The sequence below is a fragment of the Rhodospirillaceae bacterium genome (assembly GCA_002728255.1).
Classification (GTDB): domain Bacteria; phylum Pseudomonadota; class Alphaproteobacteria; order UBA7887; family UBA7887.
The window spans coordinates 47,191-69,172 of record PBWV01000042.1 but is presented as its reverse complement, the minus strand read 5'-3'; the positions used below and the strand labels follow the sequence as shown (position 1 = coordinate 69,172).

The 21,982-nt window shown below is 43.4% G+C and carries 20 protein-coding genes; 15 read left to right on the top strand and 5 right to left on the bottom strand.

Annotated features, from left to right (window positions below; all coding sequences use genetic code 11):
- Positions 1-47: 47 nt before the first annotated feature.
- The 3 genes from CMM32_10410 to CMM32_10400 all read left to right on the top strand — a co-directional run bounded on the left by CMM32_10410 (position 48) and on the right by CMM32_10400 (position 4,927).
- Positions 48-2,543: a hypothetical protein gene (locus CMM32_10410; protein MBT07305.1), complete on the top strand. Its 2,496-nt coding sequence runs from the start codon at positions 48-50 to the stop codon at positions 2,541-2,543.
- A 40-nt stretch (positions 2,544-2,583) separates the two neighbouring features.
- On the top strand, positions 2,584-3,771 hold the full coding sequence (locus CMM32_10405) for a CoA transferase (protein ID MBT07304.1): 1,188 nt from the start codon (positions 2,584-2,586) through the stop codon (positions 3,769-3,771).
- Positions 3,772-3,847: 76 nt separating this feature from the next.
- Positions 3,848-4,927 carry a hypothetical protein gene (locus tag CMM32_10400; protein MBT07303.1) on the top strand — a complete coding sequence of 360 codons (1,080 nt, stop codon included), beginning with the start codon at positions 3,848-3,850 and terminating at the stop codon, positions 4,925-4,927.
- Between the two features lie 24 nt (positions 4,928-4,951).
- Here the strand turns inward: CMM32_10400 and CMM32_10395 are convergent, their stop codons facing one another.
- Complete coding sequence (locus CMM32_10395) at positions 4,952-5,401, bottom strand: transcriptional regulator (protein MBT07302.1); 450 nt, start codon at positions 5,399-5,401, stop codon at positions 4,952-4,954.
- Positions 5,402-5,628: 227 nt separating this feature from the next.
- On the opposite strand from CMM32_10395, the gene CMM32_10390 reads away from it, so the two are divergent.
- From CMM32_10390 to bioB, 8 genes are all read left to right on the top strand, one after another.
- A complete protein-coding gene (locus tag CMM32_10390) occupies positions 5,629-6,375 on the top strand; it encodes a phosphoadenylyl-sulfate reductase (GenBank protein ID MBT07301.1) in 747 nt (248 codons plus the stop codon).
- 8 nt (positions 6,376-6,383) lie between these two features.
- Positions 6,384-7,178, top strand: coding sequence for a sulfate adenylyltransferase (locus CMM32_10385; GenBank protein MBT07300.1), 795 nt, complete (start codon positions 6,384-6,386; stop codon positions 7,176-7,178).
- 39 nt (positions 7,179-7,217) lie between these two features.
- Complete coding sequence (cysC, locus tag CMM32_10380) at positions 7,218-9,062, top strand: adenylyl-sulfate kinase (protein MBT07299.1); 1,845 nt, start codon at positions 7,218-7,220, stop codon at positions 9,060-9,062.
- Positions 9,059-10,585, top strand: a complete 1,527-nt coding sequence (cobA, locus tag CMM32_10375) for a uroporphyrinogen-III C-methyltransferase (GenBank protein ID MBT07298.1) — start codon at positions 9,059-9,061, stop codon at positions 10,583-10,585. The genes cysC and cobA overlap by 4 nt, the downstream gene beginning before the upstream one ends.
- A complete protein-coding gene (locus tag CMM32_10370; GenBank protein ID MBT07297.1) occupies positions 10,582-10,842 on the top strand; it encodes a nitrite reductase in 261 nt (86 codons plus the stop codon). Before cobA ends, CMM32_10370 begins: the two co-directional genes overlap by 4 nt.
- A 39-nt stretch (positions 10,843-10,881) precedes the next feature.
- Positions 10,882-12,537, top strand: a complete 1,656-nt coding sequence (locus tag CMM32_10365; GenBank protein MBT07296.1) for a sulfite reductase — start codon at positions 10,882-10,884, stop codon at positions 12,535-12,537.
- Positions 12,524-13,012, top strand: coding sequence for a hypothetical protein (locus CMM32_10360; protein MBT07295.1), 489 nt, complete (start codon positions 12,524-12,526; stop codon positions 13,010-13,012). The genes CMM32_10365 and CMM32_10360 overlap by 14 nt, the downstream gene beginning before the upstream one ends.
- 153 nt (positions 13,013-13,165) lie before the next feature.
- Positions 13,166-14,188, top strand: coding sequence for a biotin synthase BioB (gene bioB, locus CMM32_10355; GenBank protein MBT07294.1), 1,023 nt, complete (start codon positions 13,166-13,168; stop codon positions 14,186-14,188).
- Positions 14,189-14,202: 14 nt separating this feature from the next.
- Here bioB and CMM32_10350 read toward each other — a convergent pair whose 3' ends face one another.
- Positions 14,203-15,426 (bottom strand): SAM-dependent methyltransferase, encoded by a 1,224-nt coding sequence (locus tag CMM32_10350; protein MBT07293.1) that lies wholly within the window; start codon positions 15,424-15,426, stop codon positions 14,203-14,205.
- 152 nt (positions 15,427-15,578) lie between these two features.
- On the opposite strand from CMM32_10350, the gene CMM32_10345 reads away from it, so the two are divergent.
- From CMM32_10345 to rfbA, 4 genes are read left to right on the top strand one after another with little or no spacing between them, the layout of a single operon-like run.
- Positions 15,579-16,523, top strand: coding sequence for a hypothetical protein (locus tag CMM32_10345; protein ID MBT07292.1), 945 nt, complete (start codon positions 15,579-15,581; stop codon positions 16,521-16,523).
- Positions 16,520-17,578, top strand: a complete 1,059-nt coding sequence (rfbB, locus tag CMM32_10340) for a dTDP-glucose 4,6-dehydratase (protein ID MBT07291.1) — start codon at positions 16,520-16,522, stop codon at positions 17,576-17,578. The genes CMM32_10345 and rfbB overlap by 4 nt, the downstream gene beginning before the upstream one ends.
- A gap of 5 nt (positions 17,579-17,583) precedes the next feature.
- The gene (rfbD, locus tag CMM32_10335; GenBank protein MBT07290.1) at positions 17,584-18,474 is read left to right on the top strand and encodes a dTDP-4-dehydrorhamnose reductase; all 891 of its coding nucleotides are present in this window, start codon (positions 17,584-17,586) and stop codon (positions 18,472-18,474) included.
- The gene (rfbA, locus tag CMM32_10330) at positions 18,474-19,352 is read left to right on the top strand and encodes a glucose-1-phosphate thymidylyltransferase (protein ID MBT07289.1); all 879 of its coding nucleotides are present in this window, start codon (positions 18,474-18,476) and stop codon (positions 19,350-19,352) included. Before rfbD ends, rfbA begins: the two co-directional genes overlap by 1 nt.
- Here the strand turns inward: rfbA and CMM32_10325 are convergent.
- The 3 genes from CMM32_10325 to CMM32_10315 all read right to left on the bottom strand — a co-directional run bounded on the left by CMM32_10325 (position 19,342) and on the right by CMM32_10315 (position 21,639).
- Positions 19,342-20,382, bottom strand: coding sequence for a hypothetical protein (locus tag CMM32_10325; GenBank protein MBT07288.1), 1,041 nt, complete (start codon positions 20,380-20,382; stop codon positions 19,342-19,344). The two genes, rfbA and CMM32_10325, sit on opposite strands and share 11 nt — an antisense overlap.
- Before the next feature lie 45 nt (positions 20,383-20,427).
- The gene (locus CMM32_10320; protein ID MBT07287.1) at positions 20,428-21,324 is read right to left on the bottom strand and encodes an LLM class F420-dependent oxidoreductase; all 897 of its coding nucleotides are present in this window, start codon (positions 21,322-21,324) and stop codon (positions 20,428-20,430) included.
- Positions 21,325-21,429: 105 nt separating this feature from the next.
- Positions 21,430-21,639 carry a cold-shock protein gene (locus tag CMM32_10315; protein MBT07286.1) on the bottom strand — a complete coding sequence of 70 codons (210 nt, stop codon included), beginning with the start codon at positions 21,637-21,639 and terminating at the stop codon, positions 21,430-21,432.
- Positions 21,640-21,982 lie beyond the last annotated feature (343 nt).

The following is a 21,982-nucleotide window of genomic DNA, read 5'->3' as shown; positions in this document are numbered from 1 at the left end:
AAGTTTTTTGAGGATTCTTCAAAGAACTAATTTAGTAAGGAAATATAATGCAAGCGAATAATCCACTTTCTCATATACGGGTGCTCAACATGGGGATAGGTTGGGCTGGAAGGGTGGCATCTATGTTACTAGCAGAACAAGGTGCCGAGGTAATTGAGATTGTGCGGCCCTCTCGAACTTCTCACCCATCGGACCCTGTAATAGATAGGTCAAAACGCCTTTTGGAATTGGACTTAAAAAAATCCAATGGTCTTAAAAAGGTAACGATTTTAGCTAAATCGGCAGATGTGATAATTGAAAATATGAGACCAGGTGTAGTGGAACGCTTGGGGATTAGTTATGAACACTTAGGTGGCGATGAGTCGGGGCTGGTGTATGTTTCGCTTCCGGGCTTTGCCGCCGGCGATCCAAGGAGGGATGAGGCAGCTTGGGAAGGTAGCATAGCTGGCGCGACAGGCGTTCATACTGACTTAAGTACATTAGGGAGATTAATCGGTGGTGCGCCAATATATACAGGAATACCAATGGCGTCCGCGTATGGTGGAATTTTGGGTGCAGTAGCTGCGGGGCTTGGTTATCTTGGATACTTAAAGACTGGTTTAGGTCAGAAATTTGAGGTTCCGCTTGCTGATGCAGTCATGTCTGCTATGGCTTTGTTAATAGCGGAATTAGACGGCGCTCCATCTCACTATGATTTTCCAGCGCTAGACAAATCTATCAGTAAAATAATGATGCCTATACTACGAGATGTCCGCGAAAATCTCTCAAAAGAGCACGTCGTTCGGATTCAAGAGTATCTAAATTCTAATGCTCGTCCAGGTTTTAACACTTATGTCTGCAAAGATGGAAAGTTGTTGTTCGTTGTTGCTTCTGATCACATTGCCCATACGCGATCATTTTTGCAGGTCGTTGGTGTTTATGATTTACTGCTCGCAGAGGGCATGACTGCGGGAAGTCCTTATAGTGAGTCTAAAGCTGGTAATAATCTTAATTCGGCACATTCGATGACAACATTTTGGAGGAGTCGGATGATCACCCTAATTGCGGAAAGAATTCGACATAAATCAGCTAAGGAGTGGGAGCATTTGTTGAGGGATGCGAATGTCCCTGCCAGCGTTGTTCAAACCACGCATGAGTGGTTGCAAGATCCGGTTTTATTAGAGGCTGGTGTAACTCTTGATCTCGAGACTTCAGGGTTGGGAGTAATACGGCAGCCAAACCGCTATTTAAATATCCATGGGAGTAAGATTTGTTCTCCGGACTTGAGTTCAGCATCGTGGATTGAAGGTGAGGTTGACTGGCTATCTGAAAAAAAAGAACCCCCAAAACTATCTGCTAACCTGAGCTCAAAGCCAATTCTCACTGGTGTTAAGGTTCTTGATCTTTCAAATATCATAGCGGGTCCTGCGGCTGGGCGAACCTTGGCAGAATTTGGAGCGGATGTGATTAGGATAGATGCTCCAACACCGTTCGCAGGTCCGTACGCAACTATGTGGTTTGGTGTCGACGTTAATCAGGGTAAGCGAGCAATTATCCTTGACCTGAAAACAGAGAAAGGTAAGAAAATTCTTTCTTCATTGGTGAAGCAGTCAGATGTTGTGTTGCACAATTTTCTAGACTCTTCAGCTGAGAGAATTGGGATTAGTTACGAGCAACTGAGAGAAATAAAACCAGATATAATTTCGTGCCAAATCAGCGCATGGGGTGGAGTAGACGGGGGCGCTTATAAGGATGATCCATCCTTTGATCCAGTTTTGCAAGCTGCAAGTGGAATAATGGCAAGATACGGAAGCCCCGAGCGACCGGCTCTTCATGGGATTGCTTCTTGTGTTGACTATATGACAGGATTTTTGGCTGTTAACGGAATTGTTCAATCATTGCTTGCAAAAAATAGGGGTAAGGGCGGCGCTTTTGTTCAGACCTCTCTCGCAATGGGAGCTCAGTTAGTTCAGTTCCCATTTATGGTAACACATTCCAACTTTAAGCCTGGAAATGAGGTCTCAGGTCAGGAGGCGCAGGGAGTAAGCATTGGGCAACGGATTTATAGGTTGGCCGACGGGTGGGCGTATTTAGGTTGTCGTCCAGAAGAGGAAGGAAGGCTTGCTTCTTCACTTAGTGTCGAAGGGGCAACAATTTATTCTTTCTCTAAACTTCTTGCAGAAATGAGGTTTGACGAGGTACAGAGGAAGATTAGTCACCTTGCAGGTGCCAGCATTATTAAGACTGAAACTTTAGCACAAATACGTAGTAAGAGGACTCGTGATAAAGGGGAACCGAAATCAAATTGGATGAACAGTGGTTCATTTAGATTAAAACGTGGAGATCATCCCTCTGGATATCAGGCAACTATCTGTGAGCCAACATGGGTGCGGCCGGAACGTTTCTCTATTGCTGAGTTACGTCCTGCACCACGGCCCGGACAACATACTCTGGAGATCTTGAAGGAAATAAGTCGGAGCAACTTCGAATCGGAGGAGGATGTTCTAAGAGAGGGCGCTGCCTTAGAGGGTTGGAAAGTGCTAAAGCATTACCTACCATTATAGTCATCTGAGGAGCTCTTCAACTCAATTAGGGAATCGCAGCATGATTTCTGAGGAAAACTTACCTCTTTCTGGTGTTAAAGTATTAGATCTTACCACGGTCGTTTTTGGGCCTTACACAACCCAACTATTGGGTGACTTTGGGGCTGATGTCATAAAAATAGAAGCTCCCGGTGGGGATCCTATGCGGCGGATTGGTCCGTCCCGAAATAAAGGGATGAGTTCCATTTTCTTGGGGTCTAATCGAAATAAACGTAGCCTAGTTCTGGATTTGAAAACAGAGAAAGGTCGTGATGTTTTGTGGCGGCTAATAGCCGTAAGTGACATGTTTGTTCATAATGTTAGACCTCAAAAAATTAAGACTCTTGGATTTGATCCAAAAACGGTCTGCGAGCGAAATCCAGGAATCATATATGGTGGCCTCCATGGTTATAGGGCTTCAGGACCTTATGGGGGCAGGCCCGCTTACGATGACATTATTCAATGCAACTCTGGTTTAGCGGGTATCTTTGCAGAAAGGGATGGGGTGCCGCAGATGGTGCCTTCTATTGTTGCAGATAAAACGGCGGCGTTAATGGCTGCTAACGGGCTTATTGCTGCTTATGTAAAGCGCCTGCGCACAGGGAAGGGAACTTACGTAGAGTGCTCAATGTTCGAAGCATTAGTTAGTTTTAACCTCGTGGAACATCAGTCAGGGGGTACTTTTTCACCATCAGTAGGACGTATGGGCTACGACAGGGTTTTATCAAAGTATCGGCTGCCCCATAAAACTAAGAATGGGTTTATTGCGGTGCTTCCATACACTGATAAACATTGGGTGGATTTTTGGGATGTCGTAGATTCCCCTGAAAATGCGGCCGATGAACGATTTTTCTCGATGGCTAGCCGCAGTGACAATATCGATCTCTTGTATGAAAAATTAGCCGAGTTATTAGTGGTAAGAGATACTGAGGAATGGTTGTCTTTGTTCACCAAGGCGGATATACCAGCAACTCCGGTAAACACTTTGTCTGATTTGACATTGGATAAGCATCTTCGAGATATAGATTTTTTTAGGGAGTACGATCATCCATCAGAGGGGCCATTAAAGGTTCCAGATACAGCTTATCAATTTGACGGACAATCATTACCAGTCAGGGAGCATCAACCAATCCTTGGCGAGCATAGTCGTAAAATTCTTAGTGAAATTGGTTATTCTGAGGAAGAGATAGCTCTAATTATCAATGGCTGAGGGTCATCGTCAGTTTGTATTACTTACCTTTGGAAATACAATGCTGATTGCTTAAAGAGTGAATAGGGAGAGTAGGGTGAAGTTTGGTGGGATGGTGGCAACTAAAATTGATGATTGGGGGATTTTTCCATATCCGGAGGAGCTAAAGTTTGATAGTGGGTGGGTGCCTGATAGTCAAATGATTTGGTCGGATTGCTATGCTACTTTGAGTCTAGCGGCTCAAAACACACATCGTCTTCGGATTGGTACTGGAGTAGCAATAGCGGGAACAAGATTAGCCCCGGTTACGGCGCACTCCATCGCTTCTATTAACAAATTAGCTCCGGGTAGAGTGTTTCTTGGTATTGGGAGTGGACATACGGCAATGAGGATTATGGGCCAAAATCCAGTTTCACCAACTGAATTTAGCGAGTACTTGAGGATTGTTCGTGGTTTATTGGCTGGAGACGAGGTAGATTATTGCTACAAAGGAAAGACCCAACCTATAAAATTTTTAGAGCGTGACCTTAGCTGTGTTGATATTGAAAATAAAATTCCACTCTATGTAGCGGCGAATGGTCCAAAGGCTCTTCGGGCGGCTGGTGTATACGGGGATGGTCGAATTGGTGCCGGGAATGAGCCAAAATCAGTTTTTCTTCGGAATTCAAAACGAATTAATTGTGGTGCCGCTGAGGTAGGTCGTGTCTTACCAGAAGATTTTCATTCAACAGTAATGACTTTTGCATGTGTTTTACGGCCTGGGGAGAAATTAAATTCGGAAAGAGTGATTGAGGAAACCGGAGCGCAGGTCGTGGCGAGTTTGCACTTTTGGTATGAACTTTTTCGGCAAAAAGGGCACGATAATTTCGTGATAGACTCAGTGCGTGATGTCTGGAATTCATATAAAATTTATGTCGAAAAAGAAATGCCCCTGGAGCGAAGACATTTATTGGTTCATCAAGGGCATTGCGCTAATTTGCCGGATAAAGAGCGGCGATTTGTTACTCCTTCCATGATAAAGGTATCTGGTGGACTTGTGGGCGAACCAGATGAACTTGTTGCACGAATTCAGGAACTCGAGGAAGCCGGATTAAAAGAGATAGTATTGATGCCACCCAGGAATTCAATGCGCACAAATTTTAAAGTTTTTGCTAGGGAAATTATAGCAAAGTTGTAGATGTGAGTATTAGAGTAAGTGGCATTATATTGGTAATTCTGTTGTTTCCTTTATTTTTTCCATCGAAAACCGAGTGGTAACTTCGCTTAGTGCTGAAGAGGCTATGAGGCGTTTATAAAACTTATCAAAGGAGTCAATGTCAGCTACTATTACTTTAAGCATGTAATCAACATCTCCAGCCATTCGGTGAAACTCCATTACCTCAGGCATATTGGTTACAGTTTTAGAAAACTCATCTAACCAGCTACCCGAATGTTCCCCAGTTTTTATGCTCACATAAGCGGTTAGGCCAAAGCCAAGTTTATTGGCATCTAGTATGGAAAGTTGGTTTTTGATTATCCCTGTTTCACGAAGTCTGGCGATCCTTTTCCAACAAGGGGAGGTTGATAGACCGACTTTCTCGGCTATCTCTGATGCTGGAAGATTACAATTGCGCTGTAATAGTTTCAGAATCTTAACGTCAATTTCATCCATTCCAACTCCTTAAGAAAATATGGTAAATTTTACTTATTATATGCCATAATAAAAAAAATTATACCAAAATAATCCATAACTATTGCTAGAAACAATAATTTTTACTAATAGGTGCGCTCTAATAACTGGCTGGTCCCAGAGATTTCCTGGTACTATTGTTTCAGATTGGCCATAGACAATTAGATTGTGCACTACAAGGAATACCAAATCCATACAGGCTTTTAGTAATGAATGAAAATACAATTCCTAAATTAGAACAGGATGACCATGTTGATCTTGCATCTATTCGCCGAGCAGGGTTGGAGGAGCGCCTGAGGAAATTGCATGGGGAAAAGGATGCGGCAGCTCTTCTGAGGTCTATGATAAAGGAGGAGTTTCCCGGGAAAATCGCTGCGGTTTGCTCTTTCGGTGCAGAGTCAGCAGTATTGTTGAGCTTGATTGCAGAGGTTTCTAAGGAAATTCCAATAATATTTTTAGAAACCGGTAAACATTTTCGAGAGACGCTAGAGTATCGTGATCATCTTGCATCACACTTGGGTTTAACCAATGTCCGGTCCGTAAAGCCATCTACTGCGGAAATTATTGACGATGATCCTGAGGGGAAACTTTGGCGCATTAATGCCGATTACTGTTGTCATATCAGAAAGGTTGTGCCATTAGAGAGGAGCATAGATCCATTTGACGCGTGGATTACAGGTAGGAAGCGCTTTCAGAGTAAATCGCGAGGGCAACTTCAAAGCATTGAATTGGTTGGAAAACATATAAAGATAAATCCACTTGCTAATTGGGATACAGTGCAATTGAAGGAGTATTTCATTGCGCGCAACTTGCCAAGGCATCCATTAACTCTCAAAAATTATTTTTCCATAGGTTGTGCTCCTTGCACTAAGCCTGTTGAAGTAGGAGGAGAGCAGAGGTCCGGAAGGTGGGCTGATAGCGGGAAAACAGAGTGCGGGATTCACCGGGCGACGTGAGACTATAAATGGATTATTTGGATCATCTTGAAAATGAGAGCATCTACATAATTAGGGAAGCCTATAGGACAATGCATCCTTTGGGGATGTTATGGTCATTAGGTAAGGATTCTAATGTTATGCTGTGGTTGGCCCGCAAGGCATTTCTCGGAAGGGTTCCGTTTCCTGTGGTGCATGTCGATACCGGAAAAAAGTTCCCCGAGATGTATGCGTTTCGGGATAAGTTTGAGAAGGAATGGAACTTGGATCTGATTAGAGGAGAATGTCCACCCATAAGTTCTGTTGACCCAAGTCTTCCTCCAGCTGCACGGTCTGCCGCTCGCAAAACAGATGGACTAAAAAAAATAATGGACAAGCATAGGTTTTCAGGTGTCTTTGCTGGTATTCGACGAGATGAACAGGCGGTTCGCGCGAAGGAAAGAGTTTTTAGTCCACGAGGGATGAATGCTGAATGGGATCAACATGATCAACCAGCTGAATTTTGGGGACAATACACGACGCGTATGCCTCCTGGCAGCCACATAAGGATTCATCCAATTTTGCAATGGCGGGAGATAGACATTTGGAGATATACCAAAAGGGAGAACATTCCTATTATTGATTTGTACTTTTCTCGCTCGGGTCAGCGGTATCGGTCTCTGGGGGACCAAGATATTACGAATCCTGTTGAAAGTAATGCTTCTGATATTGACGAGGTCATAGAAGAATTACAGACCACAAAAATTGCAGAAAGAGCTGGGCGCGCCATGGATCATGAGGCGGAGGACGCTTTTGAGCGCCTTCGGCAAGACGGATATATGTAGGCCGAAGATCAAAGAATAGTTTCTGGGAAAGAAAAAAATATGCTGCCGATCGTTGTAGTTGGTCACGTTGACCACGGAAAATCAACCCTTTTGGGGCGCTTGCTGTACGAGACCGATAATCTACCTGACGGCAAGGTTGAGGCGATTGAAACAATGAGAGACCGGCGCGGAACGCAGTTTGAGTGGTCTTTTGTGCTAGACGCGTTTAAGGCCGAGAGGGATCAGGGAATAACCATAGACACTACTCAGATTGAGCTTCGGACTAAAAAGCGTGATTATCTTTTGATAGATGCTCCGGGACATGAGGAATTCTTAAAGAATATGATCACGGGTGCCGCTAATGCAACCGCAGCACTGTTGTTAATAGATGTTACCGAGGGCGTGCGGGAACAGACACAACGTCATACCTATCTACTTAAATTATTGGGGGTTAAAGAGGTTGTTGTCGTAGTAAATAAGATGGACCTAGTGGAGTATAAGGAGGAGAACTTTAGTCTTATAAAACAAAAAATCAGTTCTTACTTAGATGAATTAAATATCAAATATCAGGGAATTATTCCAGCTTCGGCGCGGACTGGAGATAACCTAAGTAAAACATCTAGTAAAATGTCGTGGTACGTTGGTTCGGATGTTCTTTCTTCTATGCATGCCTTTAAGTCTAGTAGTGTGCTTATTGAGGAGCCTCTTCGAATTCCAGTGCAAGATATCTACCGATTTGATCATCGTCGTATTATTGTGGGAAAAATAGAAAGTGGACGTGTGAGAGTGGGAGATGAAATTTGTTTTTCTCCTACTGAGAAGACAGCGGTCATTACCAGTCTTGAGGCGTGGAATAGTGACTTGAAGGTTTCCGCAGGGGCTGGTGAATCTGTTGCCTTAACCCTTGATAGGGAGTTATTCATCGAAAGAGGTCATGTTGTGCATAGTCACGGCAATGGACCAAGTGTCGGGCATGATATAACGGTTCGGCTGATTTGGTTTGCTAAAACGCCACTAAAAGTAGGTGCAAAACTTCAGGTAAAATTTCAAACAGCTACTCATCAAGTAGTAGTAAGTGAGATCAAGGCAGTTATAGACCTAGACAATTTGTCGTTGGAGAGTGCTCCAACTATTGAGAAAAATTCAGTAGCGGAGATTGTCCTTCATAGTAGAACTCCGTTCGCAGTCGACCCAATCGATAGACTGGAACCCACTGCTAGGGGGGTTCTTTTTGATAGCTATAATGTTGTTGGTGGATGCGTCGTCCTGGATGGAGTTGTTGAAAAGGATGAAAGGCACATCTATCCGACAGGGCACCGAGTAAGTTTGGAACAACGTGCTGAAGCAAATGGTCACAACAGCGGAGTTTTGTGGTTTACTGGTTTATCAGGCTCTGGAAAGTCTACTTTGGCAATGGCTCTAGAATATGAGCTGTTTCGTCGAGGTTGGCAGTCGTATGTTCTTGATGGGGATAATGTGAGAGATCGTCTTAATAGCGATTTGGGTTTTTCTCCCGAAGATAGAGGTGAAAATATTCGTAGGGTTGCGGAGGTTGCCCGACTGGTGGCTGATTCTGGTAATATAGTTATTAGTGCTTTTATTTCGCCATATCGGGCAGACAGAGAACGAGCTCGGCAAATAGCGGAGACTGGTTTTCATGAAATCTACATCAAGGCTAATATTGAAACGTGCGAAGAACGAGATCCCAAAGGGCTTTATGCGAAGGCTAGGCGAGGCGAAATTCGCGGATTTACTGGGATCGATGCTCCCTATGAGGCTCCAGATAACCCGGATCTTGTTATTGATACAGGGGTACTTTCGATTGAAGAGTGCATTCAGGTGTTAGCTAAGTATGTGAATGAAAAATTCGGCAACGGATCAACCTGGCATAGAGATGTCGCATGACTACGGCATCATCTGATTCAGGCAGGCGAGCCAGAGGAGTGAGGTCAAATGAAATAAGACGACATTTGCCGCTGTTTGTTGATTTGGTTCGTAAAGAATGCCTAGTAGTAGGGTCTGGAAGCCTCGCGATTGAAAAAGCAAGGTTGCTTCTAGATTTTGGAGCTTTTGTAACGATTTTGGGCTCAATGCATTCAAAAGAGTTGAGGGTTCTACAAGGGCTATATAGTGGATGCTCGATAGTTAATGCCAATTTTAGTGACTATGATCTGTCAGGGGTTACATTGATTGTGAGTGCCACAGAGAGTTCTGAAGATGATATTCTGATTGGAGAGACTGCGATCGCGGCAAGAATACCTGTAAATGTTGTTGATAATATAGCATTATCCACATTCACTTTTCCGGCAGTAGTGGATAGGGGAAGTATTCAAGTAGGTATTGGTAGCAATGGCAGGTCTCCCGGTCTTGTTACGAAATTAAAGGATGAGTTAGAGTTATCCTTGCCTCAGGATCTTGGCTCTATAGCTGATCTTATTTTTCAAATGCGTCCGGCGGTAAAAGAAATTTTACCGACATTAGAGCTCCGTCGAAAATTTTGGCGAAGGCTTCTTAAAGATGAAAGTGCAGGTTTATTTCTCTCAAGAAAAAATGGTTTAGAACGTAAAGACGTAGCTAATTTAGTTAAACAGATTATGTCTGAAGGAAGTGTTACTCGTTTGGTAACTATCGTGGGGTCTGGCCCAGGAGATCCGGAGCTACTTACAGTGAAGGCGCTCAGAAAAATACAAGAGGCAGATGTTTTAGTTTATGATCGGCTGGTCGGTGTGGATATCTTAAAACGGGCTCGCAAAGAAGCGAAAAAGATTTTCGTAGGGAAATCCAAAGGACGCCACTCATGTGGCCAGAATGAAATAAATACCACTCTTCTTGAGGAGGCCAAACCTGGCCGAAATGTGGTTCGTCTTAAAGGAGGTGATCCATTTGTTTTTGGTCGTGGTGGAGAAGAGAGAGCTTTTTTAATGAGCCATGGGGTAGAGGTGGAAATAGTTCCAGGAATTACAGCGGCGCTTGGATGCGGTGCTGTTTCGGGTATTCCTATGACCTTAAGGGAGACCTCTCAAGCAGTCACCTTTATCACAGGTCATGGGGATGGAGAATTAGCGCTAAATTGGAAAGCCTTGGCAAATTTAGGTCATACACTAGTGGTTTACATGGGAATAGGAGTTGCTAAAGATATTTCTCAGAACTTGATAGCTAATGGCATGTCGGCTGAGGTGCCAATCGCAGTAATTGCGAATGGAACTACACCGGAACAAAAATTGGTGATTGGAAAGTTGGGATCACTTCCACTCCTAATTAGTGAAAGTGATATAATTGCACCAGCAATAATTGTAATTGGTGAAGTGGTAGGGCAATCTCGATTAGAAGTAATGGAGTTGGCAGAGAAGGTCCGAGGTCTCCCAAATAATATTTCGCAGAAGCAAAATTTACCACAACAAGTTAGCACGCGGAGGGGAGTGTTGTGATGGGAAAAGTTGCTACAGCAAATTATCTTAGAGGTGGTGAAATTGTGTATTTCACAGCATCTCACCAATGGTCGCATGACTTAGAAGATGCACTGGTAGCTTTTGATGATGGATCTGAACTACTCCGTTCGGCATCTTTGGGAGAACAAGCACAGATAGTGGTTTCTTTGTATTTAATAGATGTCGAAGATACTAAGGATGGCTTAAAGGTTTTAAGCCAGCGGGAGAGAATTCGAGCTATGGGGCCTACCGTATAACCATAAGCATATATTTAGCTAAGATGAGAGGCTAGACTGATGTACAGATATGACGAGTTTGACCACACTTTGGTCCAGGAAAGAGTGCAGCAGTTCCGTGGACAGGTAACCCGGAGACTTAACGGAGACCTTGATGAAGAAGAGTTTAAGCAGTTACGTCTCCGAAATGGACTATATTTGCAGCTTCATGCTTATATGCTAAGGGTTGCAATTCCATACGGAACTCTTGCATCCAAACAGATGAGAAAATTGGCACACATTGCAAGAAAATATGATCGCAGCTATGGACATTTTACTACACGCCAAAATATTCAATATAATTGGCCAAAATTGGTTGATGTACCGGAGATCCTTTCTGAACTAGCTGAAGTTGAAATGCATGCTATTCAGACAAGTGGAAATTGTATTAGAAATGTTACTGCAGATCACCTTGCGGGAGTCGCATCCGGTGAAGTGGAAGACCCTCGTGTCTATGCTGAACTTGTTAGGCAGTGGTCGACTTTACATCCTGAAATTTCGTGGCTGCCTCGAAAATTTAAGATAGCCGTTATAGGAACTGAAGAAGATCGTGCTGCAATGCGTGTTCATGATATCGGCTTAAGGATTAAGGTTGGCTCTTCAGGCGAAACAGGTTTTGAGGTGCTCGCTGGGGGAGGGCTAGGTCGAACACCTTATATCGCCCCTACGGTTAAGGATTTCCTCAAAAAAGAACATCTTTTAAGCTACTTAGAGGCAATACTTCGAGTATACAATCAGTTGGGAAGGCGGGACAATCTTTATAAGGCGCGCATAAAGATTCTTGTTGATAGCGTAGGAATTGAGAGGTTTCGAACTCTTGTCGAAAATGAGTGGGAAAAGATAAAGGATGGTCCTTTAACTGTTCCCAAGGAGGAGTTCACGCGGATTTTATCTTATTTTGCTCCTCCACAATATGCGGTTACTGGGCTCCAACCGGAAAGATTTGAACTAGAGAAGAGAGATAATTTTGATTTTGCTCAGTGGTGCGCGACAAATGTAAGTGACCATAAGCAAGCGGGCTACTCTATTATAACTATTTCACTAAAACCAATTGGGGCACCTCCAGGCGACGCTTCGGCGGAGCAAATGGATTTGGTTGCTGACCTAGCAGAACGATTTAGTCACGATGAAATCCGAGTTACGCATGAGCAAAATCTAGTGCTGCCTCACGTCCGAACTGATGAGGTTTATCTTGTGTGGAAAGAATTGATGGACGGCGGTCTAGCTACGGCTAATGCGGGGCTCATAACGGACATGATAACCTGCCCGGGTCTTGACTATTGTAATTTAGCTAATGCTCGTTCCATACCAGTTGCCCAAGATATTGCGAAGCGATTTTCCGATATTGAACAGCAGCATGATATTGGTGAGTTTAAGATAAAGATATCAGGGTGCATAAACGCATGTGGCCATCATCATGTGGGACATATTGGAGTACTCGGCGTCGATAAAAAAGGTGAAGAGTTCTATCAAATAACACTCGGAGGCAGCGGAGCTGAAGATGCTTCGTTGGGAAAAATTGTGGGACGGGCCTTTGCTTATGATGAGGTGGTGGATGCGGTCGAGACGATAGTTGATACCTACGTTGAACAGCGTGAAAGTGGAGAACGATTCTTGGATACTTATCGCCGGGTGGGCATGAAACCATTTAAGGAATCTCTTTATGGCACTGCTTAAAAATGGACAACTTGTAAAGGACTTATGGAGGATATTAGAGGAGGGGGAGGACCCCTTGAGAGTAGACTACCCTTTACTTAGTTTAGATACATGGAAAGCCAACAGGATTAGTTTGGCGGACTGCAATAAACCTCTAGGGATCCGCCTGCAGGCTGAGGAACTTCCTGAAGAGATAGGCGATTCCACAAGCCATTTTAGTCTCATAGCAGTGGATTTCCCGGTTTTCTCGGATGGCAGAGGGCTTAGCTCAGCTAGGGTGCTACGAGAACGATATGGCTACCAAAATGAATTACGGGCAGTCGGAGATATCCGCAGAGACCAGTATTTATTTCTCCTACGATGCGGATTTGATTCTTTTGAGGTCAACCATAAGATAGATCTAGACGAGTGGCGTAATGCGGCGGAGGAGGTTAGTGTTTTTTTTCAACCTGCTACCGACGAATCTCCGTGGGTTGTTCGTCGACGACACTCTTGAGGCCTGGTACTGTGATTCTGAGGGTGCTATACGCGTATCCACATGAGAGCGAAAAATATTACGATGCTTGCAAGCGGCATAAGTACTATTCATGTTAAAAGAACTAGCTTGGTGTTTTGAATTAAAAAGGATTGAAGGATGCTTGAGCCCACGATGGACAACAGGAGATACCGGCCTGGGGAAACTGGTCATCAAGATAATTTAGACGGGGAAGTAAGGAACGACTGGGTTTTAGACGAGGTGGGTTCACTTTTTGATCTTCCATTTAATGATCTTCTATTTAAGGCCCAAAAAATCCATAGGATTTGGTTTAATCCCAATAAGGTGCAAATGAGCACCCTTTTATCGATAAAAACGGGCGGATGTCCAGAGGATTGTGGGTACTGTAGTCAGAGTATCAAATTTGATACCGGTCTTGATGCAAGTTCTCTAATGAAGGTTGAAGAGGTGCTTAGAGCTGCCCGACAGGCGAAAGAGGGTGGGGCCACTAGATTTTGTATGGGTGCTGCATGGAGAAATCCGAAAGACCGCGATATGGGTGCTATCTGTGCAATGATTGAGGGAGTTAATTCCTTGGGAATGGAGTCATGCGCAACCTTAGGTATGCTGACCGCGGATCAAGCGAAGCAGCTTAAAACAGCGGGCTTAAACTACTATAATCATAATATCGATACTTCTCGCCGCTACTATAAGGAGATTATTTCAACCAGGACTATGGACGATCGTATTGAGACCTTAGATCACGTTAGGGGTGCTGGCTTGAATGTATGTTGTGGCGGGATTATTGGAATGGGTGAGTCGCGGGACGATAGAATAGATATGCTGCATGCTCTTGCTACCATGCCTTCACATCCCCAGAGCGTACCCATCAACAGGCTCGTTCGAGTAGAAGGTACGCCGCTCAGTGGATCCAATGATCTGGACTCATTTGATTTTGTAAAGACAATTGCAGTAGCTAGGATTCTTATGCCAAAGTCTGTCGTTCGGTTATCCGCTGGCCGGGAAGATATGAATGAAGAATTCCAAGCGTTGTGCTTTGTAGCTGGAGCTAATTCCATATTTATTGGTGAGGAATTGTTAACTACTCCAAATCCGGAGTTAGCTCAAGATAGAGATATGTTTGCGCGTTTGGGTATTGAGTCTATGATGGCCCACGAGTGCCCAGCAGAGATCTAAACATGACAATATCTCTATTCAATGTTGACCTTTGGGACATAAGTGATCCATTTTCCTCCGCTGGCGCGCCATTTTTTCTCCTTTTCTTCAATTTCGGCTCTATGGTTCCAGGCGAATAAGACAGCATAGTCTGGGTTGGAATGACGGAAAACTTCTTGCGACACTATCGGTATATGGCTACCAGGAGTTAACAAACCTTGTTTTTCTTTGGTTGAATCTTGTATCCACTCAATGTGGTCTGGTCCTAAATCGCAGTAATTTAAAATTGTGGTACTTTTTGCGGTGGCACCATATCCGGTTACGCTGGCTCCATGGTCATTTAGCTCTATTATTTTACTTGTAAGCTGATGACGAATTTTTTCTGTAGCTAACTTAAAAGCATAATAAGTCTCCAAGGAATCCAGGCCTTGCTTTTCTTCAGCGTGAAGAATTAAGGGGACTGAATGATCAACGGGATGGCGGCCCCTGTGGGCTAGGTAGAAGCGCATGGAGCCTCCATGTACATTTTGATGTTCTAATTTTACTAATTCTAAACCATGTTGCTTGAAAACGTTGAGAACAGATGTGGCTGAGAAGGTAAAGACATGTTCATCATATAATTGATCAAATGCCACGTTTCGTAAAACATCACTTAAGTACACTGCTTCAAAAACAAATTTACCATCCGGGCCTAGCAGTTTTGCAACTCCTCTTCCAAGATCAATAATATCCGGAATGTGGCCAATAACATTGGCAGCTATTATTAGGTCTGCGGGTCCATATTGCTCATATATTTCCGAAGCAGTATCACTGTTAAAAAAAGCGACTTTTGTATTTAAGTTACGCTTGATCGCTACATCGGCTACATTGGGGGATGGTTCAATTCCGAGATGTTTAATTTTTGACCTAGCAAATGGTTGGAGTAGGGTGCCGTCATTTGATCCAATCTCTACCACAAAACTAGCGTTTTCCATTTCAGGGAGATTGGTCATGAGATTTAGCGCAAATTCTTCAAAATGTTTAGTCATGCTGCGAGAGGAAGAGGTAAGAAAGGGATAACGCTCAGTAAACATGGTTTTTGGCGGGGGTTGGTTTATCAATTGAAACAACTGGCAATTAGGGCAGACAGCGGGTGCTAATTCATAGAATTTTTCCACAGATTCCTGTCGACCAGGTTGTTGTAGGGCGTTAGCTAGCGGTTGCTGGCCAAAAGACATGAAGGCTTTTATTGGTGTTTCACATGAGCGACAATTGGTCATTTGATATTTTAATAGTTATCTGGTTTGGTGAATATGAGATTGGATTATATTGAAGTGCACAGGTGAAATTATATCGTTGGTATGAAATCTTGTCCAAAGTTTAACTCTTAATAACTGATTATTGCGAACTTAAATAGTATTGGTCCCAGGTTATGCATGCAGATAAACAAAACGCTCTGACGTCAGACGCTAAATTGGACGCCAGTGACCGCTATACTGTGGTGATGGTCACGTATAACTCAGCCCATTTACTAGACCGCTGTTTTGAACGTCTTAGGGGAGGTGTATCTACGCTAATTGTTGACAATGCTAGTAAGGATAAGTCTGTATCAAAAATTCGTGAGGTAGCCCCGCATGCAAGTATTTTAGTGAACGGGTTTAACGAGGGTTTTGGCAAAGCGGCAAATAGAGCTCTTCATGAAGTTGAAACGGAGTTCGCTATTTTAGTGTCTCCAGACTGTTTAGTTGAACAGAGCACGATAGAACAATTGATAATATTAGCTGATCGTTGGGACAGTGCGGCAATTATTTCTCCTATCCTAGTCGAAGAAGACGGAAATAAAACTCGATGCCATGACCAAGATTTATTTTCTAGGGAGGAAATATCCCGTAGCAGGAAAGATGAACCTTTCCCTTCGGGAGACTTATGTGCTGGATTTGTGCAGAATGCTGTTAGCCTATTACGAATGAAGGCGCTTAAGAAAACAGGTTTATTCGACGAAAATATTTTCCTCTTTTATGAGGATGATGATCTTTGTATTCGCCTAAGACGAGATGGGTGGTCACTCGTGCTTGCCCCAAATCTACTTGCTATTCATTTGTCTGGAACCTCTTCTAATTTAAGCCGGGCTTTGCTAATACGCCGTCGTTATTATCATATGGCTTGGTCTAGGCTATACCTAGAAGCTAAGTACAGAGGAAGAAGCAGAGGGTTTGTTTTAGGAATTACAAATTTTATTTTGTTTTTGGGAAAGTTATTCTCTGCATTGATTACATTGAATCGTACAAAAATAACACGGGATATGGCAAGGGTGGAGGGAACTTTCGACTTTTTATGCGGTTTTTCTTCATGCAGGTCAAAAGAGAGCAAAAAATGAAAATTTTAGTAACTGGCGGGGCGGGTTTTATTGGGACTGAACTTTGCCGCCTTCTGCTTTCCCAGCCCGATGTACATATCTTAAATGTAGATTGTTTGTCATATGCTGCTAATTTGGATGGGATCAGGGATCTTTCTGTCAACGACAGGTATACCTTTGAAACGGGCGATGTCCGTGATGCTTCTAAGATAACAGCATTAATAGAGATGTTTTTACCAACCGCCATAATACATTTGGCTGCGGAAAGTCATGTCGATCGATCTATTGATGATAGCTCGGACTTTATTAGCACTAATATTTTAGGAACTCAAATTTTGTTAGACTCTGTTCTGGGGTATTGGAAGAAACTAGATTTTGAAGAGCAAAAGGTGTTTCGATTCCTTCATGTGTCTACGGATGAGGTCTTTGGTTCCCTTGGAGAGGAAGGTAAATTTAGAGAAGATAGTCCGTACAGACCTAATTCCCCGTATGCAGCTTCCAAAGCGGCGTCTAACCATCTCGCGCGCGCTTGGCATCAGACCTATGGTTTACCCGTTCTTATTACAAATTGTTCTAATAATTTTGGACCCTACCAGTTTCCCGAAAAACTCATACCCTTGATGATTGGGAATGCATTAGAAGGGAGGCCCTTACCCGTGTATGGGAGTGGCCAGAATATTCGCGATTGGCTGTATGTGGAAGATCATGCCCGGGCTCTATTGATGGTAACCCAAAAAGGGAGGGTGGGTGAGACTTATAATATAGGAGGGGGGTCGGAACGAAAAAATTTAGATTTAGTTAAAGAGCTTTGTAACATTTTGGATCGTTTATGCCCCAGTTCCAGCATTCGCTCTTATTCTAAATTAATTTCATTTGTTGAGGATCGACCCGGACATGATTTGCGGTATTCCGTGGATGATTCCAAGATTAGGAAAGAACTTCAATGGAAGCCAAAATGGAACTTTGAGATGGGGTTGGAGAAAACAGTGTTGTGGTATCTGAATAATCGTGGTTGGATGGAAAAAGTAAAAGTAAATTCCTATTCTCATGCGCGCCGTGGGTTGGTAAGTCGGTGAGTAGTATGGATTCTAAGGCTGCTTTGGTATTTGGCTCTGGTCAGGTGGCTCGAGCAGTTTATCGGGTAGGGATGCCCAAGTGGAAAGTGGTATTGGTGCCGCACTCAATGGTGGATATTCGAAGTGTGGAATCGGTTAGGACTGTTGTGGAAAAAGAACAGTGTTCGATTATAATCAATGCCGCCGCTTTTACTAATGTGGAAAAATCAGAAGTTTCTGAGGATGAATGCTATGCTGTTAACAGGGATGGGCCTGCCAATATAGCGATAGCGGCAGCGGCGTATAATTTGCCGATGCTGCATCTTTCAACAGACTATGTTTTTGATGGCGGTCAAAGTCGCAAGTATAATGAATTAGATTTGCCGAAGCCAAAAAATGTATATGGTGCCAGTAAGTTTTCTGGCGAAAGAAGGATTCAAAAGCTTATTGATCGTTACATTATTATAAGAACCTCATGGGTTTTCAGTGCGGAAGGAACTAATTTTCTTAATAAAATACTATCCTCCCTATCGGTTCATCGGGAGGTTAAGGTGGTTGCCGATCAAATCGGCTGTCCAACTCCAGCAGTTTCTATCGCGCAAGTTTTGTTGAGAATTAGCGAAGGAATTTTGGAGGGCAGAAATGAGTGGGGATTATATCACTACTGCGGAAACCCACAAACCAGTTGGTATGGATTTGCTAAGACAATATTTTCATATGCTGAGAAAAGGGGAATTAAAGTTCCCAAATTGACGGAGATATCCACTGGTGAATACGAAAGTATGGTGGATAGACCTCCGCATGTGGTTATGGAGTGCTCAAAAATTAAAGATATATGGGGTATAGAGCAACCGGATTGGCGGCCTAAGGTGGACGAATTTTTGGAAATGAAATGGCCAAAAGGAAATTTGATTTAATGAGAGGACTTATTTTAGCTGGTGGTTCCGGTTCTAGACTCTATCCGTCGACTCTGGCGACGTCAAAGCAGTTGCTTCCGATATACGATAAGCCGATGATTTACTATCCATTGTCGACATTAATGTTTGCAGGGATTAGAGACATTCTACTCATAGCCAAGCCTTCGGATATACCTAATTTCCAAGTTTTACTTGGTGATGGTTCGCAGTGGGGAGTTAATCTTAATTATTGTGAACAGGCCCAACCACGAGGTCTGGCGGACGCATTTATTATTGGCCGGAACTTTGTAGATAACGCGCCGTGTAGTCTGATACTTGGTGATAATATTTTTTATGGGCATGGCTTGATCAATTACTTAACCAAAGCGGCGTCATTGTCGTCAGGTGCCATGGGTTTCGCTCATCCCGTTGAGAATCCGGGCGAATATGGTGTCATTAGTTTTGATATTAATGCCCAACCCCTCACTATTGAAGAAAAGCCCAATAAACCTCGTTCTCGTTGGGCACTTACCGGCTTATATTTTTATGATGCCGAGGTCTGTCATATAGCGCAGAGCTTAAAGCCTTCGGAGCGGGGAGAATTGGAGATCACTGATATAAATAATTGTTACCTGCGCAAAAATAAATTACAGGTCATTCAACTTGGACGTGGATTTTCATGGTTTGATGCAGGGACGGCGGACTCACTTCTTGAAGCCAGTAATTTTGTACAGACGTTGGAGAAACGACAGGGGTTAAAAATTTGTTGCCCAGAGGAGGCCGCCTTTCGGATGGGATTTATTGATGAGGAACAACTTGAGAAAACCGCGTCGGCAATAAGAAGTCCGCATTACCGGTATTACGTAGAGCAGATTGTTTCTGGAAAAATTAGTGAGTAGGAACTTGCCTTTTTGTACCATGGAGTTCCTTTTCCGCAAAGTAAATGGTCTGCGCGAGGAAAGCAAAGGATAGGGCTCGGTGGTAGGGACTCCGGATTACTGATAATATTTCTATTGTTTTCTTTAGGGATCTCGAAGCAGATTCAACTTGTTCTGTCTTGGCTTGGATAGAAGAGAGGAAAGCTAGAGCCACCACCTTCGAGGGGAGAGATGAACTTTGGGCGTATTCTTCTGCTATCGCTTGGGTGGAAATGGAATAAGGGAGTAACCCAAGTCTATGGTATGCAAGAGCATTAAAACTAAACGCTAATGATTTCAAGTAAGGGTCGCGTACTTTCTTTGCTTCCATCATTGCCGTTCTAATTATTTCCTTAGCTTCAGTTCTCTGCCCATTTTTTAATCTTGCTTGTGCGGCCAAAGCATAGAGTTCGGAGCGGGTATTATGCTCTTTTATTAACGGGATAGTCTGTAGCGCCTGTTCAACAAAGTTTTGGGAATCGGTGCTTCTTCCTAAGATTGCAAGAAGGTCGCCGATCAAAATATTTAGCCAAGCATTCACATATGCTTGTGGGCTTGTGTTTGAAAAATTTTGGGCTTTAGTCATAATATATATGCTGCCACGTCTATTTTCTTGGCGTAGATGTAATTGTGCCAGATAGGTAAGAGCTATACCGCGAAGAGGCGGATTTGTAATTTTTGCAATGGTTTGGTTAACTGAATTTGGCGAATCCAGATCAGATTGCGATATTGCAATGAAAAGATTCGCAAAATTTTGGCTATCAACGTTTATGATCTCTCTTGCAGACCTTTTAGCTAGAGATAAGAGACATTGAGAGCTCAAAGTTGTCTCTTCCAGGCACAAAAATTTTTCCGTAATTTGATTGGAGGGTAGGAAGTGGTCTGTAGAGAATTTCTTGGGTTCTTGGAGTGTTGGTGAATGAGCACATGTCCATCTAGGAATAAGTAGTAAAAACAGGGCCAGTACTAGAAAAAATATTTCCCTAAAGTTGGCTAGAGGCCTAATTTCCATTATTTCAGGAGTATCCATGCCGAAATTGAACCAATAACGCTGGAATTATAAAATAAGATCTTCGACAGATTCTTTATATAACTTCATTGCCGATGTGTGGCTATTGATGGAGCGGTCGTCTATAGCTTGGTGGTGATAGCGTGAAAAAGAATTGTTCAAACAAATGTGGGTTACTCCGGCCTTTTTCCAAAATTCAATTTCTTTTCTCCAGTCCTCAGGAGTTCCTACAGCGGATGTCCATACCTCTATTCCGACTTCACTCTCAGGTCTATCCGCTTCTCGGGTATAGGCCCGTAAGAGATCAAATTTCTCTTGGGCTTCCTGTCCTGGAGGATACTGTAACATGATCCAACCATCTCCATATCGAGCGATACGTTGCAGGGTCACATCTTCGTGCCCGCCAATCCAGAGAGGAATGGATCGCGCAGATGGCAACGGGTTTATTCCTGCGTCAGTTATTTTGTGCCATTCTCCATCAATATTTACATGTCGTTTTGACCAAAGCTCCTTAAGAATACTAATCTGTTCCACCGAACGCCTGCCTCTGTTATTAAAGCTTTCGTTTAAGGCAATATATTCAGCTTTGTTCCATCCTATTCCTATTCCAAAGCGGAGGCGCCCGCCGGATAGTATATCTAGGCATGCAGCCTGTTTGGCAACTAGGGCAGTTTGACGCTGCGGTAGTATCAAGACCTGCGTACTAAACTCTATTTGGGTGGTACAGGCCGAAAGGTAGGAAAAAAGGAGAAATGGATCATGAAAATAATCAGCGGATGTATTTCGGTTTCCCCAATTTGGTATGTTGGCGGCATTTACGCCCAACACATGATCTGCTAACGCCAAATGGTCGTAGCCTAACGCCTCTGCCGTCTGGGAAAAGTCCTTGACGACTAAGGGGTCTCCACCAATATCCACAATAGGCAAATTTATGCCTAGTCTCATCTTAACCACTACTCCGAGGGATCTGCACTACGTTCCGCATTTGGCATTATTTAAGATAGCCATGGCCGCGGGGATCGGTCGTTGAGGTAGCTAAACGTCGGGGAATTAGTCAGACACCACTAAGTTTTCAGCCGCAGACTTCCCGTTACGTCCCGTGACAACTTCAAATTCAAGCTTTTGCCCTTCATTTAAGGTGCTTAGGCCTGCTTGCTCTACTGCCGAAATATGCACAAAGACATCCCCGGTTCCGTCTGCCGACTCTATAAATCCATATCCCTTGTTGGGATTAAACCATTTTACCGTACCTGAAGCCATAACTCTAAGTCCTTTCCCTCCATTCGAAGTCCTTTAAGCAATATACGTCTCCCGTGGCGCACAATAGTACCATCTCGTTCTTAGGAAATGGTTTCCATGGGCGCCATGGTCATACATTCGCTACAGCATCCGATCATTCCATCGTTATCAACGAAGTAATAGTTGGAAACAGTAGTTGGTGATTAGCAATTGCCAAATCTTTTAGTTTAATCTCTAACTATTTGTGCCCTCGAACTAAAGTCTCTTTAAGTATAAAGTGTTGCGAAGTTTATATAATCCTCATGCTTATTGCCGGCGAGTTCAAGCTATTCCCCCACAGGTCCTAAGCAATTTAACTATATCG